The sequence below is a fragment of the Sorangium sp. So ce124 genome (assembly GCF_051525235.1).
Lineage (GTDB): Bacteria > Myxococcota_A > Polyangia > Polyangiales > Polyangiaceae > Sorangium > Sorangium atrum.
Window position 1 is genome coordinate 2,373,239 of sequence record NZ_CP150312.1, and the last position, 14,825, is coordinate 2,388,063.

General features: G+C 70.4%; 12 protein-coding genes. 4 read left to right on the plus strand and 8 right to left on the minus strand.

Annotated elements, in window-relative coordinates; genetic code table 11:
- Positions 1-96 precede the first annotated feature (96 nt).
- The 8 genes from WMF19_RS09030 to WMF19_RS09065 all read right to left on the minus strand — a co-directional run bounded on the left by WMF19_RS09030 (position 97) and on the right by WMF19_RS09065 (position 8,444).
- Positions 97-1,533, minus strand: coding sequence for a dihydrolipoamide acetyltransferase family protein (locus tag WMF19_RS09030; protein ID WP_437898714.1), 1,437 nt, complete (start codon positions 1,531-1,533; stop codon positions 97-99).
- 3 nt (positions 1,534-1,536) lie between these two features.
- Positions 1,537-2,511 carry an alpha-ketoacid dehydrogenase subunit beta gene (locus tag WMF19_RS09035; protein ID WP_272101248.1) on the minus strand — a complete coding sequence of 325 codons (975 nt, stop codon included), beginning with the start codon at positions 2,509-2,511 and terminating at the stop codon, positions 1,537-1,539.
- Positions 2,512-2,672: 161 nt separating this feature from the next.
- Positions 2,673-3,863 carry a thiamine pyrophosphate-dependent dehydrogenase E1 component subunit alpha gene (locus tag WMF19_RS09040; RefSeq protein ID WP_437328337.1) on the minus strand — a complete coding sequence of 397 codons (1,191 nt, stop codon included), beginning with the start codon at positions 3,861-3,863 and terminating at the stop codon, positions 2,673-2,675.
- 203 nt (positions 3,864-4,066) lie between these two features.
- A complete protein-coding gene (locus tag WMF19_RS09045) occupies positions 4,067-4,636 on the minus strand; it encodes a tellurite resistance TerB family protein (RefSeq protein WP_437898715.1) in 570 nt (189 codons plus the stop codon).
- A gap of 224 nt (positions 4,637-4,860) precedes the next feature.
- Entirely contained in the window at positions 4,861-6,018 is a 1,158-nt protein-coding gene (gene lipA / locus WMF19_RS09050; RefSeq protein ID WP_437898716.1) for a lipoyl synthase, read from the minus strand.
- Positions 6,019-6,115: 97 nt separating this feature from the next.
- Positions 6,116-7,261, minus strand: a complete 1,146-nt coding sequence (gene mtnA, locus WMF19_RS09055; RefSeq protein WP_437898717.1) for an S-methyl-5-thioribose-1-phosphate isomerase — start codon at positions 7,259-7,261, stop codon at positions 6,116-6,118.
- Positions 7,262-7,594, minus strand: coding sequence for a hypothetical protein (locus WMF19_RS09060; protein WP_272101253.1), 333 nt, complete (start codon positions 7,592-7,594; stop codon positions 7,262-7,264). It lies immediately after the preceding gene.
- A 10-nt stretch (positions 7,595-7,604) separates the two neighbouring features.
- Positions 7,605-8,444 carry an SDR family oxidoreductase gene (locus WMF19_RS09065; protein WP_437800165.1) on the minus strand — a complete coding sequence of 280 codons (840 nt, stop codon included), beginning with the start codon at positions 8,442-8,444 and terminating at the stop codon, positions 7,605-7,607.
- An 846-nt stretch (positions 8,445-9,290) separates the two neighbouring features.
- On the opposite strand from WMF19_RS09065, the gene WMF19_RS09070 reads away from it, so the two are divergent.
- The 4 genes from WMF19_RS09070 to WMF19_RS09085 all read left to right on the plus strand — a co-directional run bounded on the left by WMF19_RS09070 (position 9,291) and on the right by WMF19_RS09085 (position 14,786).
- Positions 9,291-10,421 carry a CAP domain-containing protein gene (locus WMF19_RS09070; RefSeq protein ID WP_437898718.1) on the plus strand — a complete coding sequence of 377 codons (1,131 nt, stop codon included), beginning with the start codon at positions 9,291-9,293 and terminating at the stop codon, positions 10,419-10,421.
- A 230-nt stretch (positions 10,422-10,651) separates the two neighbouring features.
- The gene (locus WMF19_RS09075; RefSeq protein WP_437898719.1) at positions 10,652-11,593 is read left to right on the plus strand and encodes an alpha/beta hydrolase; all 942 of its coding nucleotides are present in this window, start codon (positions 10,652-10,654) and stop codon (positions 11,591-11,593) included.
- Positions 11,594-11,604: 11 nt separating this feature from the next.
- Complete coding sequence (locus WMF19_RS09080) at positions 11,605-13,881, plus strand: hypothetical protein (protein WP_437898721.1); 2,277 nt, start codon at positions 11,605-11,607, stop codon at positions 13,879-13,881.
- 8 nt (positions 13,882-13,889) lie between these two features.
- Complete coding sequence (locus WMF19_RS09085) at positions 13,890-14,786, plus strand: hypothetical protein (protein WP_437898722.1); 897 nt, start codon at positions 13,890-13,892, stop codon at positions 14,784-14,786.
- Positions 14,787-14,825 lie beyond the last annotated feature (39 nt).

Sequence of the window (14,825 nt, forward strand, 5' to 3'; positions counted from 1 at the left end):
AGAGAGGCCAGCGCGCGATGCCAGGCAGCTCGGCACGACCTCACGCGCGACCAGGGACGAGCCTGAGCGGCACCAGCCCGGCAGCCGGGCTTCTGCTCAGCTCATCTCCAAAAACAGCCGATCGGGATCCTCCAGGTACCCGATGATCTCGTAGGCGAACGCCGCCCCCACGTGACCATCGATGATCCGGTGGTCGAACGACAGCGACACCAGCATCACCTCGCCGATCACGATCTGCCCGTCGCGCACCACCGGCTTCTGCTTCATCTGGTGGATACCCAGGATCGCGACCTCGGGGAAGTTCAGTATCGGCGTCGCGAACAGCCCCCCTTGCTGGCCGAGCGACGTGATCGTGAACGTCGAGCCGCCGAGATCCTCCGGCTTCACCCGCCCCGACTTCGTGTCCTCGCCGAGCCGCGAGATCTCCTGCGCGATCTCCAGCACGCTCCGCCGATCCGCGTCGCGCACCACCGGCACGATGAGCCCGGCTTCGGTCGCGGACGCGATGCCGATATGATAGCTCTTCTTGACGACGATCTCCTGCGTCGCCTCGTCGAACGCGCTGTTCAACGTCGGGTGCTTCTTGAGCGCCGCGACCACGGCCTTCACGAAGAAGGGCAGGAAGGTCAGCTTGACGCCCGCCTTCTCGGCCAGCGGGCGCAGGCGCGCGCGGCGCTCCTTCAGCGCGGAGACGTCGCACTCCTCGACGAAGGTGAAGTGCGCCGCCGTGTGCTTCGACCGCGACATCGCGTCGAAGATCCGCTTGCGCACGCCCCGCAGCGGGATGCGCTCGTCGCCCGGCGCCGAGGGCAACCCCCGGCCGCGCTCCGCCTCGGGCCGGGCCGCCCCGCGCCCCTGCTCCTCGTCCAGCCGGCCGAGCGCCGCCGCCGCGCGCTCCGCCGCGTCTGCCGCCCGCCTCGGCGCCGCTTCGGGCAGCGCCGGGGCCGCCGCGGTCTCCGCCTCGGGCGCCTCCAGCGCCCGCACGTCGTCCTTCGTCACGCGGCCCGCCGGGCCGGTCGGCGGCACGCGCCGCAGGTCGACCCCGAGGTCGCGCGCCAGCTTGCGCGTCGCGGGCGTCGCGAGCGGCTTCTCGTTGAAGTAAGCCGCACCGCGCGCGCCCGCGCCGACGCTGCCGTTCGCCCACGCGGACCGCGCCGGCGCCACCAGGTTCATCCCCGGGAGGTCCTCCCGGATGTCGCCGACCGCCGTCGCCGCGGGCTCCGCAGCCCCGGCCTTCGCGGCGTCATTTCGCACCCCCGCCCCCGACGCGGGCGGCGCCGCCGCAGGCCGGTCGTCGAGGTCGAACACGACGAGCACCGAGTGGACAGGGACGACCCCGCCCACCTTGCCCCGCGTCTCCACGATCCGGCCCGTGCGCGGCGACGTGATCGTCACCGTCGCCTTGTCGGTCATCACCTCGACCATCGGCTGGTCCTCGGCGACCATGTCGCCCGGCGACACCAGCCAGGTCACGATCTCGCCCTCGGTGACGCCCTCGCCGATGTCCGGAAGCCTGAACTCGTACTTGCCCATGCGTCAGTACCTCGCCGTCTCGAGGATCGCCGGAAGGATACGATGGGACAGAGGCAGATACTCGTTCTCGAGGGTGTACGGGAACGGGGTGTCGAAGCCCGTGACCCGGAGCGGCGGCGCCTCCAGGTGGAGGAACGCCTTCTCGTTGACCAGCGAGACGAGCTCCGCCCCGAGGCCGCAGCTCTTCGGCGCCTCGTGCACCACGATGAACCGGCCCGTCCGCTTCACCGACTCGATCACCGTGTCGATGTCGAGCGGCCACAGCGTGCGCAGGTCGATCACCTCGCACTCGACGCCCTGCGCGGCCGCCTGGTTCGCCGCGTCGAGCGCCTCGTAGAGCATCGCGCCCCAGACCACGAGCGTCACGTGCCAGCCCGGCCGGACCACCTTCGCCTGGCCGAGCGGGACCGTGTACTCGCCCTCGGGGACGTCGCCCTTCGCGGCGCGGTAGATGCGCTTCGGCTCGAAGAACAGCACCGGATCCGGGTCCCGGATCGACGAGAGCAGGAGCCCCTTCGCGTCGGCCGGGTTCGACGGGCACACGACCTTCAGGCCCGCCACGTGGACGAACTGCGCCTCGGGCGACTGCGAGTGGTAGTGCCCGCCGCGGATGCCGCCGCCGAACGGCGTCCGGATGACCAGCTTGGACGGGTACTCGCCCCCCGAGCGGTAGCGGTACTTCGCCAGCTCGGACACGATCTGGTCGTACGCGGGATAGATGAAGTCGGCGAACTGGATCTCCGGGATCGGCACGAGCCCGTAGAGCGCCATCCCGATGGCCGTCCCCACGATCCCGTTCTCCGAGAGCGGCGTGTCGATCACCCGGTCGTCCCCGAACTCGTCGAACAGGCCCTGGGTCACGCGGAACACGCCGCCGACCTTGCCGACATCCTCGCCGAGCACGACGACCCGCGAGTCCCGCCGCATCTCGTGGCGTAGCGCGTCGTTGATCGCCTGGACCATGTTCATCTGAGGCATGCTCTTCGTCTCCGTCTCTCGGCCAACAGGTGGGGGTACAACCTCACCGGCGCCCCGGCCCCCCGGGGGTCCTCGCCGATCGCGGGCAGCGGCGCCACCCCCGCCGCGCCGCCGCGCCGCCGTCCGGCGAGCCGCCACGCCGACGCCGCCGTCCGCGCTGCCTAGTGGCCGCCGTGGCCCTTGGGCCTCGGGCCCGCCTTGAGCTGCTCCCGCTGCTCCACGAGGTGCCAGGGCGGCTCCGCATAGACGTCCTCGAACATCGAGTCGAGCGACGGCGGCGGGACCTTCTCCGAGACAGCGATGCAGGCCTTGACCTCGGCGTCGACCGCCGCCTCGATCTCGCGATCCTGCGCGTCCGTCCAGCCCTGGGTGCGCTCGACGTGCCGACGGAGCCGCGCGATCGGATCGAGCCGGCGCCACGGATCGAGCCACGCGTCGGGGCGGTACGCCTTGGGATCGTCGCTCGTCGAATGGCCCGACAGGCGGTACGTCATCGCCTCGATGAGCGTCGCGCCCTCGCCGCGCGAGGCGCGCGCGATCGCGTCGCGCGTCACCTTCACGACGGCGAACACGTCGTTGCCGTCGACCCGCACCCCGGGGACGCCGTACGCGACGCCCTTGCTCGCAAACGTGTTGCTCGACGTCTGGCGCTCGGTCGGCACGCTGATCGCCCAGCCGTTGTTCCGGCAGAGGAAGAGGACCGGCACCTTGAACACGCCGGCGAAGTTCAGGGCGCTGTGGAAATCCGACGAGCTCGTCGCGCCGTCGCCGAAGTAGGCCAGCGTGACGAGCTCGTCGCGCTTCAGCTTCGCGGCCCACGCAAAGCCGACGGCCTGGGTGATCTGCGTGCCGATGGGCGAGCTCACCGAGCCGAAGTGGCCCTCGCGGTAGGTGTAGTGGTCCGGCATCTGCCGCCCCTTCACCGTGTCGTTCGCGTTGCCGAACATGTTGTCGATGTACCGCTGGAGCGGCAGCCCTCGCCAGAGCGCCGCCCCGAACTCGCGGTAGCAGGGGAACACCCAGTCCTGGGGCCGCGTCGCGGACACGCTGCCGAGGACGGTGGCCTCCTCGCCGAGCGAGCCGATGTGGAACCCGATGCGCCCCTGGCGCTGCAGCGCCACGAGCCGCTCGTCGAGCAGGCGCGTGCGCACCATGGCCTTGTAGAGGGCGATGACCTCCGATGGCTCGAGCTTCGGATCGTGCGCGGGGTCGAGCGAGCCGTCGTCGCGCAGGACCTTGATCACGTCGTCGGCACACGTATCGAGCGGGTGCCGCGCGACGGCAGCCTGCGGCTCGAGGCTTGCCCCTGAGACGTTCGGCGGGCGGTCGGTGGAGTACGTCGCGGTGCTCATCGGTTCGCGGGACACTAACCAAAGGCGCTGCCCGAGACCAGTGCCCAGACGCGGCGCACGCTCATTCGCTTTACGCGTGACGTTGATGTGACGTTGACTCGGCGCAGCGATCTCGCCCGGGGTTTGACTCGCCGCGGCGAGCTCGAACCCGCGCGCTCCCTGATGCGCGTCTCCCGCCGTACGCGGCGGCGCTGATGTCCACGCTAGACGTTCACGGGCTCGGCTGCCTGCGCGAGGGCCTCGTCGACGGCGGCCGCGTCGAGCTTGAACCCGCGCGCGAGCTGCTCGAGCACGCCGTGCTCCTGCGCGCTCACGCCGCCGGAGGCGTGCGCCATGGAGGCCGCCACGCGGAGCACCTCGCGCTGGTGCTCGGTCCGCGCGATCGTGCGGGCGACCATGCTGATGCGCTTCTCCAGCCCGTCCTCGGCCAGCATCTCGCCGAGATCGGCGAGGAGCGCCTCGAGCTGCTTCTCGTGGACGAGGTTCTGGCACGCGCCGGCGACGATCGCCTGGAAGCGCCCGCGCTCGTCGTCGTCGAAGTGGCCGTCGGCGTTCGCGACGAGGAACGCGGCCTCGATGATCGTCTCGAAGAGCGCCACCGCGGCGGGATCGAAGCCGGTGGGCATCGTGATGTCTTCGATCGGAGGGCGCGCGCTGTAGGCCCTCGCCGCCTGGGCCAGGATCGACGCCACGCGCACGCGGGGCGACTCCGAGCCGAGGCGCGAGACGCCGGGAGCGATGCCGCCGAGGCGCCTGTTGATGGGAGCGGACATCGTGGTGTTGGACCCTCCTGCCGAGCAATACGCTCGGCCAAACGCCGGTAAGCGTCAAGGCGCTTGGCGCGAGCGGCGGCCACCCGCTTCGGATACGGGCCCATCTCGGCGTTTTCGGTGCTCAGCGCACTGGAGTGCGCTTGCGCGCCGAAAACGCCGATCTGGGCCCGTCTCCTGTGCGGGTGGCCGCCGCTCGGGGGGGAGCCGCTCGGGTGGGCGCCGCTCTAGCGGCGGACTAGGGAGGCTGCCGGGACGAGGCGCGCGGTGCCGGCCGACGCCGTCGCTGGGACGCCGGGCGGATGGGGCTCGTCGGGGTCGAGCTCTGCGGTGAGGCGGGCGGCCTCGCGGCGCGCCACGGCGAGGCGCTCCTCGAGGAGCGCCTCGACGGCCGCCGCGCCGGCGGGATCCTCGCCGGCTGGGGCGCCCGAGGCGGCGGCGGGGAGCGGCGCGCCGCCGCGGTCCATCAGGCTGCGGACGAAGACCTCGGCCGCCTTGTAGCTCGAGCGAACGAGCGGCGCGCTGGCGGCGTAGAGGAAGCCCATCTCGAGCGCCGCGCGCTCGAACGCGGCGAACGTCTCCGGCTCGACGAAGCGCTGCACGGGCGCGTGCTTCGAGGAGGGGCGGAGGTACTGGCCGATCGTCACGATGTCGACCCCGGCCGCCCGCAGGTCGCGGAGCGCCTCCAGCACCTCGTCGTCGGTCTCGCCGATGCCGACCATGATCGAGCTCTTGGTGAGCCGCCGCGGCGCGGGGGCGCTGCCGCCCGCGGCCTCCGCGGCGTCGGCGGCGAGGCGCCGCTGGCGCTCCTTCGCGCGCCGGAGCACGGCGAGCGACTGGTCGTAGCTCGACCGGACGTCGCGGATGACGCGCGTGATGCGGCGGACGACCTCCACGTTGTGGGCGAAGACGTCGGGCCCGGCGTCGACCACCATGTCGACGGCGCTCATGTGGCCCTGGAAGTCGCCGACCAGCGTCTCGATGAGCAGGTCGGGCCGGAGCGCGTGCAGGCGGCTCACCGTGCGGGCGACGTGCTCGGCGCCGCCGTCGAGCAGGTCGTCGCGGTTGACCATCGTCATCACGACGTACTGGAGCGAGAGCCGGGCGATGGCGCGGGCCACGTGCTCCGGCTCCCGCACGTCGACCGCGCCGCGCGGATCGCCCGTCGTGACAGCGCAGAAGCGGCAGCCGCGCGTGCACACGTCGCCGAGGAGCATCACCGTCGCGGTCCCCTCGCGCCAGCACTCGCCGACGTTCGGGCAGCGCGCCTCCTCGCAGACCGTGTGGAGATCGAGCTTGCGGAACGTCTCCTTGAGGTGGTGGTACGTGTCCCCCCCGGGAGCGCGGACCTTGAGCCATTCAGGTTTGGGCGAGAACTGCGCCATCAGGGGTGTCCTTAGCCCATACGGCGGGGGAGCGCGAGGGGGAGGGCGCGCGCCGGCTCCGCCGCCCTCTGGCGCGCGGTACTAGAGCCGGCCGGCGCTAGCCGGCCGGCGGCGCCGGCGGCACGGAGCGGCTGATCTCGCGCGTCGTCAGCTTGCCGCGCTCGGTGAAGACGGCCGTGACGAGCTCCGCGGGGGTGACGTCGAAGGCCGGGTGCCGGACGGGCACGCCGGGCGGGACGACGCGGCGACCGCCGACGACGGCGAGCTCGTCGCGGCTCCGCTCCTCGATGGGGATCGACGCACCGCTCTCGGTGGCGAGGTCGATCGTGCTCCACGGGGCGGCCACGTAGAACGGGATGCCGTGGTGGCGCGCGAGGCAGGCGAGGCCGTAGGTCCCGATCTTGTTCGCGACGTCGCCGTTCCGCGCGATGCGGTCGGCGCCGACGACGACGGCGCCGACCTCGCCCTTCTGCATGAACCACGCGGCCATCGAGTCGGAGATCACCTCGACCGGGATGCCGTCCCGCTGGAGCTCCCAGGCGGTGAGGCGGGCGCCCTGGAGGTACGGGCGGGTCTCGCACGCGAGCACGCGGAGCGACTTGCCCTCCTCGATGGCGGCGCGGATCACGCCGAGCGCCGTGCCGTAGCCGCCGGTCGCGAGCGCGCCCGCGTTGCAGTGGGTGAGGACCGTGCCCGACTCCGGCAGGCGCGCCGCGCCGGCGCGGCCCATCTGGTGGCAGGCGGCGACGTCTTCCCGGTGGATCTCGCGGGCGAGCTCGGCGAGCTCCCGCGCGCGCTCCTCGCCGCGGCGCCCGGCGTTCTGCAGGGCCGCGGCGATCGCGCGCCGCACCGCCCACCCGAGGTTCACGGCGGTGGGCCGGGCGGAGGCGAGGTGCTCCCCGGCCGCCCGCATGGCGGCGACGTAGCTGGAGGCGCCCTCGTCGCGGGCGGCGCGCGCGGCGAGCGCCATCCCGTACGCCGCGGCGATGCCGATGGCCGGGGCGCCGCGGACCGCCATGGTCCGGATCGCCTCGGCGACGCCGGCGGAGTCGGTCACGGTGAGGTAGCGCTCGCGCTCGGGCAGCTCGCGCTGCTCGAGGAGGAACACGCGGTCGTCGCCCTGCGCGAGCTCGACGGCCGAGTAGTCGGCGCCGGAGAGGGCCGCGGCCGGCTCCCAGGGCGGCGCCGGCCGCGCGCCGTCGCCTGGCCTCGGTGTCTGCTCTGCTTCGAAGCTCGTGCCCATTCAGCCCCTCCCGTTCGAGCGCGACGGCTCCCCTGGCGATCCGTCGTCCGGCCCCTGCGCCTCGGCGCTCGCGGCGAGCCGGCCGCGGATCTCCTCCGCGACGGTCGAGAAGTCCTCCGCCGCGTCGGCCTTGCGGCCCGCAAGGTAGGCGCGGAGCGCGTCGGCGGCGAGCAGCGCGAGGCTCGCGTTGATCCCGCGCGCCGTGAGCGCCTCGATCACGTCGCCGTTCTTGAGCAGCGTCTCCAGGTCGTCGAAGACCGCGGCGAGCTCTGGCCCGGGATCGATGCCGCCGCCGGCGGCGGGGCGCGTCTTCTTGTCGTCCTCGCGGGTCACGGATCGCGCCTCATGATTTGGTGGCCGTGGCCTTGGGGATCGCGGTGAAGGGGAAGTGCGGCGGCTCCACGCCTGGCACGCACTGGTACTTCGAGAAGTCGGTGACGCCCTCCTCGCGGAGCAGCGCCTCGTCGATCCACGCCTTGCCGCGCCGGGCCGACGGCTCGCGCGAGAGCAGCGCGAGCGTCGCGTCGGCGAGGATATCCGCCTTGCGCCAGAGCTCCGGGCCGCCGAGGCCGAAGTTGATCGTGGCGAAGCTCTCGATCGCGGTCGCGGGCCAGAGGGCGTGGGCCGTGATGTTGTGCTCCGCGTACTCGCCGGCGATGGCGTCGGCGATCATCGTCATGCCGAATTTGGAGACCGCATAGGCCCCGTGGTGGGCGCAGGCCTCGGCGTCGACGGGGGGCGACATCATGATGATGTGGCCGTATTTTTGCGCGATCATCTGGGGGAGGACGGCCTGCGAGAGGGCGAACGACGCGCGCACGTTGATGCCCATGATGAGGTCGAACTTCTTCATGGGTGTGTCCACGACGTCGGCCCACCAGAGCGCGCCCGCGTTGTTGATGAGCGCGTCGATGCGCCCGAGGCGCTCGACGGCGGTGGCGACGGCGCTCCTGCAGGCCTCGTCGTCGCGGACATCGAGCTTGATGGGCAGCGCGCGGCGGCCGAGCTGCTCGACCTCGCGGGCGACGTCGTGGATCGTGCCCGGGAGGCGGGGGTTCTCGGCGACCTCCGTCTTCGCGGCGACGACGATATCGGCGCCTTCCCGCGCGCAGGCGAGGGCGACGGCTCGGCCGATCCCGCGGGAAGCTCCTGTGATGAAGACAACGCGGTCCTTGAGGCGCATGTTTTGCGGTCATAGCACAGGAGCCGCCGCGGGTGCTGCCTCGCGGTTCGCTGTCGAGCGGCCGTGCTGCGGGGTCGCCGCGCCGCCGTTGTAAGGGCGTCAGGTCGTCGGGTCGTCAGGCCGTCGGGGCGCCTTTTCACGAGCGCGACGGCTGCCGCGCCGCGCGGGGGAGGCGGCGCGCGCGTGCGGCGGGAGGCCACATCCACCACCCCGCGTGTGACGCAGGGACGAGCTCTGCCGCGGCCGTCAGCGGGCGAGGGTCCTCAGGCGAGCTGCGCGGCGTGGCGGTGTGGCGAGGAGCGGGGGAGTCGCGCGGAATGTCATGGGCGTTCGATTGACATGCTGCTGACATGCGGCCGCCGCTCCCCGGGGAGCACATCGATGCACGAGCCCGGCCGTTCGAGGCTCGCATGACGCTGCCGCTCAGCCGCGCTGTCGATCGCGGTCAGCCGTCGGAGCACGGACACCCACCCTTCGGACCAAGGCAGATGGTGTGTTCTGCTGGGGCCATGTCTCACACCAGCGTGAATAAATCCTGTGTCGCCGAGCGTCGCGAAGATCGTTTTCACGGGCCTTGAAAAGATCCAGCGATTCGACGGCAAATCATGCGCGCCCGCGTGTTTCGTATCTGGACATGCCAGCGGCCAGGTGACACCGTGGTGTGAGCGAATCGAAGGGAGGCGCTGCGCTGCGTGGGATCGCGCTGTGCGCTACTCCGCCCCCTGAACAACGCTGTACTGGGGTGGCCCGTCGAGGTGTCGTGTGCCCCGGCGTACATGCCGGCGCGCGCCGCGACGCAGGGATGGGTCGAGCTCAGACGGGCTTAGAGAACCAAGGAGCATGCACATGAGCGCTTTGCACAGGACGCTTGTCCTCGCCTTCATCGCTGGCTGTTCTGCCGTCGGCTGCCTCGCCTCGTCCGAGGTCGGCGAGGAGCCGTCGGCGGAGCTGTCGGACGACCAGTCCGCGCCGCTCGCGGGGGCGGTCTGCGATACCGCGTCGGAGGGGGCGGACGTCGAGCTCTCCTGTCCTGCTGGCGAGGTCATCACCGCGATCCAGTTCGCGAGTTATGGCAGGCCGCGCGGGGTCTGCGGCGGCTACGCGGCCACCGCGTGCAACGCGCCGACGTCGAAGGCCGTCGTGGAGCGCGCGTGTCTCGGAAAGGCGAGCTGTACCGTGCGGGCGAGCAACGCGACATTCTCTGGCGATCCGTGCAGGAGGACCGCGAAGCGGCTTTACGTGCAGTCGGCGTGCGGCCCCTCGACGCCGGGCAGCGGCGCGGGCGGCTCGACGAGCGGCGCGGGAGGCGCGGGAGGCTCGACGAGCGGTGCGGGAGGCTCGACGAGCGGTGCGGGAGGCGCGGGCGGGGCGGGCGGCTCGACGAGCGGCACGGGAGGCGCGGGCGGCTCGACGAGCGGCACGGGAGGCGCGGGCGGCTCGACGAGCGGTGAGGTCTGCGGCAACGGGGTTTGCGGCGCGGGCGAGGACTGCTCGAGCTGCTCGAGCGACTGCGGCGCCTGCCAGATGTGCAGCGGCGCCGGGCCCAGCACGACTCCGCTCGACACCGAGGAGCAGGCGTTCCTCACCATCATCAACGAGTATCGCGCGCAGAACGGCCTTGGCGCGCTCTCGGCCTGCACCTCGATGAGCCGCGCTGCTCAGGGGCACAGCGAGGACATGCGCGATCAAAATTACTTCTCGCACACGAGCCTCGACGGCCGGACGCCCTGGACCCGCATGTGCAACGCCTGCTACGAGCTCGGCTGCGGGGGCACCGCCATGGCCGAGAACATCGCCGCTGGCAACTCGGCGGCGCAGGCGACGTTCACTCAGTGGAAGAACTCGGACGGCCACAACAAGAACATGCTCGGCTCCGCCTACAAGGTCATCGGCATCGGGCGGGCGACCGGGGGCGGGACCTACGGGTCCTACTGGACCACGGTGTTCGGCGGCGCCTCCGAGGCGAGCTGCAATTAGGCCGGGCACCCGCGGCGGCGGCCGCTTGCTCGCAGCAGCGTGTCACGCGTGAGGCGTTCTGCCATGGCGACGCGGCGCGGTCTGGGCCGGAGAGGACCGCGCTGCGCTGCGCACTGCGGCCGGAGAGCGGCAGGCGAGGGCGGCCCGGCGATTGCTTTGGGCTTCGGACGGCGGAACGATGGTGTCCTCACGGCAAACGAGCTGCGCCATTCGTCCGCCTCGAAGCTCTCATGGCGGAACACATCATCTATCTCCTCGGTCCTTATCGAATCCCCGGCTTCCAGGGGGAGCGCAACGTCCGCGTCTACCTGCCCAGCGAGGGGGGGAACGCCGGGCCGTCGCCTGTGCTCTTCCTGTTCGATGGGCAGAACGTCTTTCACGACGACCCGTCCTACAGCGGCGGCTGGCACCTGCACCAGGCGGTGCGCGATCTCTCGGGCCGAGGCCTCGCGGCGCCCGTCCTCGTGGGGATCGATCACGGCGGGAGCGAGCGGCTGACCGAGCTGTCGCCGTTCCCGGGCGACGGCAGCGATGGGAGGCTCGACGACTTCCTCGGCTGGATCACCTCCGAGATCGTGCCGGCCGTGCGGGAGCGCTTCGCGGTGCGTCGCGACCCGGCCGGTACGGCGATCGGCGGCTCGTCCATGGGGGGCCTCGCGGCGCTCTACGCTCATTTCCGCCGCCCTGACGTGCTCGGGGCCGCGCTCTGCATGTCGCCGTCGCTCTGGTTCGCGGAGCGGAAGATCTTCGATTTCATCGCCTCCCAGGCCGTCCCGGCGAGCTCGCGGCTGTATATCGACGCCGGCGCGCAGGAGGACGACGGCTCGGTGCTGCGCGACGCCGCGCACCTCGTGGAGCACCTGCGCCACCGGGCTACGGCGATGCCGAGCTGCTCTTCTGCCCGGACAAGGACGGGACCCACTGCGAGGACGCGTGGCGCCGGCGCGCGCCGGGGGCGCTGCAGTTCCTGTTCGCAGATGCCGCCAGGGAGCAGCAAGGGGGCGCTGGCGGGGGGTCCGAGGGGGCGCAGCAGGCCGCCTGAACGGCGACGCGCCGCCGGCAAGTGCCTCGGCAGCGTACGCGGTACGCCTGACCGCTCGGACAGGTCTGCGGTGTGCCCAAGTCGTGGTATGACATGGCCCTGCGCATGCGGGACGTGTTGCCGAGGGTAGATGTTGGGATCTTGACCTTCCGAGAGGACGAGCTCGAGGCCGTCCTGGAGCGCTTTCCGCGGGAGACGACCGTCTCCAGAGCGCGGATTTACAGTATTAGCCGGTTACCCCTCGAGGAAGGTGAGAGCTACACCGTCGCGGTAACCCGCTGCGTCGCGGACTTCCCCAGCAGCGATGTCGCGGGTGCCATCGACGAGCTCGTCCAAGACCTGGCACCTCGCCTGCTGCTCATCGTCGGCATCGCGGCAGGGATACCGTCCGAGGAGGTCACGCTCGGAGACGTCGTGGTAGCGACCGCCGTCGTCAAAGCGAGCAGGATAGCAATGCGTGAATCTCGGTCTCTTCCGATAGAGCACATGCATAAGGACGTCGTGAAATGGGCGTCGAACCTGCCAGCGCTGATCTCGTCGGGGTGGAACCATCAAGAATTCACGGGCCCGGCTCCCAGCATACCCCATGAATTTGCAGGAAATGTCTCGCTCAAAGATGCGGTAGCCTTGTCACTCAAGCATCAATTTACACCATTCTCGCCTCTTGTTAATGCGATCCCGCGCGTGAAGGTCAGGAAGTCGCGCTGTGTGGCAGGCGCAATCGTTGCGAGCGATTACGTGATGAGCGACGACGATCTGGAGTCCGTTTTTAATGGATTGCGGCGCAGTGTCCGCGCCGTCGAGGTCAAGTCCCTGAATGCGTACGGTGCCGCGCATGTGCACGGGCTGCCCATCATGTCGATCAGAGGTGTCAGCGAAATCCTCGGCATGGAGCGCGACCCTGCATGGATTCGTTACGCCTGTCGAGTGGCCACATCGTTTGCGCTGGCCTTCTTGCAGGCGCGCCCCATCGAGCCACGCCGGGCGGCCGCGAACGTTACAGCAGCCACCGAGGCTGCTTCCGAGAGGGAGGTCGACCTCACGAGAGTATTCTGGGCGAAGCGCCTGTCTCTCTCGTCGGTACGAGGATTTCCGCTGCTAGATCTGCCGATGATGCCGTCGGCCAAACAGGACCAGGGACAGTGGACCGTCCTCCTGGGCGACAACGGGATCGGCAAGACCACCATCCTGCGCGCCCTCACGCTCGCGCTCTCTCCGAGCGATGTGGTTCACGCCGTGCTGGGCAGGATGGGGGCTACCTCTCCCACCCTGCGGGCCGGCAGTGCCAAGGCTATCATCCGCCTGGGAACTCACGAAGAAGACGACCTCACGACGCTCACCCTGGAGCCATCCCCTGGCGGCGAAGTTCTCCGGCGGCGGACGTTCACCGAAGCCGCCATGCCATTCGTTGTGGCCTACGGTTCCCGGCGCGGCTCCGGTTTGCTCGACTCGGGACGCAGCGCCGATGCCACGCCCCTCGCCGCGGTCGAGACCCTCTTCGACGAGGGGGCCAGCCTGATGCAGCCGGATTCATGGCTGATTCGATGGCAGCTCGCTGCGTTGCAAGGCGGCAAGGATTCGCAGGATGCACTCTTTTTCGATGCAATCCTCTCCACGCTGTGCGAGCTGCTGCCGGACGTCAAAGCGGTCCACGTGAGCGCAAAAGGGGTCGAGGTCGAGGGCCCCACCCTCGGCCGGGTGCCGCTTGGAGCGCTGAGCGACGGCTACCGTACCACCATGGGCTGGATCCTCGACATGGTGGCGCGCTGGGTCGAGGAAGCGAGGCGGCGCAACATCGAGGTCGACGGTGATTTCCACGAGAAGATGACCGGCGTCGCCGTGGTCGACGAGATCGATCTGCACCTCCACCCGCGATGGCAGCGTGACGTGATCTCGATGGTGCGTGGACACTTTCCGCGGATGAGCTTCGTGGTCACCACGCACAACCCACTGACGCTTCTGGGCGCCCAGCCGGGAGAGATCCACGTGCTGCGGCGGGATACGCAAGGCAACGTGGAGATCCTCCAGCGGGATCTGCCGCCCGGCGCGGGCGCGGAGCGGATCCTCACCGGCGAGTGGTTCGGGCTTCCGTCAACGCTTGACGACGAGACGCTGGACATGCTCGCGAAGCACCAGCGGCTGATCCGCGAGCGCGGTCTGGACGCGCCCGAGGCGGTGAAGCTCGAGGAGGAGCTGCGGCGGCGGCTCGGGTCGTTCGCGGATACGCGGGTGGAGCGCCTGGCACACGAAGCGATGGCGGAGCACGTCGAGAAGGATCTGCGCGAGCTGACGCCCGAGGAGCGGAAGCAGGCTCGGGCGAAGGTCGCGGCGATGCTCGATGAAAAGCCGGGGCCGGTGAAGCCGGCGCCGATGAAAAGCAAGGCAAAGGCGAGACGGCCGAAGCAATCAGCAGGTTGAGCGGGGACATGCTCGGGTTCCGGCGTCCCAAGCGTCCCAGGGGGTTTGCGAAGGAGGTCGGTGCGGTCCGCCGCGCCGTGGCGAGCGCGTGCGCCGCGGGGCAGGCGCCGGACTTCCTCCCCTTGTGGCGCAAGGACGAGTACAAACGGAAGTTTGTGGCTGCACAGCACGGGAAATGTGGCTACTGCGAGACGTACTCGCTGAACCACCCCCCGGCCATCGAGCACTACGCGCCGAAGGGCGAAGTTCAGGCTCTGGCCAACGAGGGGATCGAGGCGGACGGGCTCTATGGCGTTCGAGATCGTGCCACGCGACAGATCAGCTCGACCGGTTATCACTGGCTTGCCTATGACTGGAATAACTGGCTGCTTGCGTGCGAACGTTGCAACACGGGCTGGAAGCGATCGCTCTTTCCGGTGCGAGAACATCCGCACCCTTGCCCGCCGGGCTCGGGCCAGCGCTACACGCCGCTGCTCCTGAACCCGTTCGGCGTGGAAGATCCCGTCGATCACCTGGAGTTCAGCGCGCTCGGCGACATCATCGCCCGTAATGGGAGCGAATATGGGGAGGCGACGATCCTCACGCTCGGGCTTTCCCGCCGTGAATCGCTGCGCAATGTCCGGCAGGGCTTCGCGGAGGACGCGACCCGGCACGCGAGAGGGCTCGAACAGGCGCTCGTCGACGGCAAGCTCGATAGTGCACAGATCCACGCCGAGGCACTGGTCTCGCTCGGTGGTGAGGAGCGCCTGCATGCAGGCATGGTGCGGAGTATCGTCCTGTCCAGGCTCGGCATGCGCTGGCCCCAGATGAAAATGCTGGCTGAGAAGCTCGCCGCAAAGGCCCGTCCTCAGACCAAGGATCCGGCCTTCGGTGTGCGCAAGAGCATGGGGGAGGGGAAGAGGTAGGGCGCGTGTCCCGCACCGGACTCGCGTCGATGGCGCGTG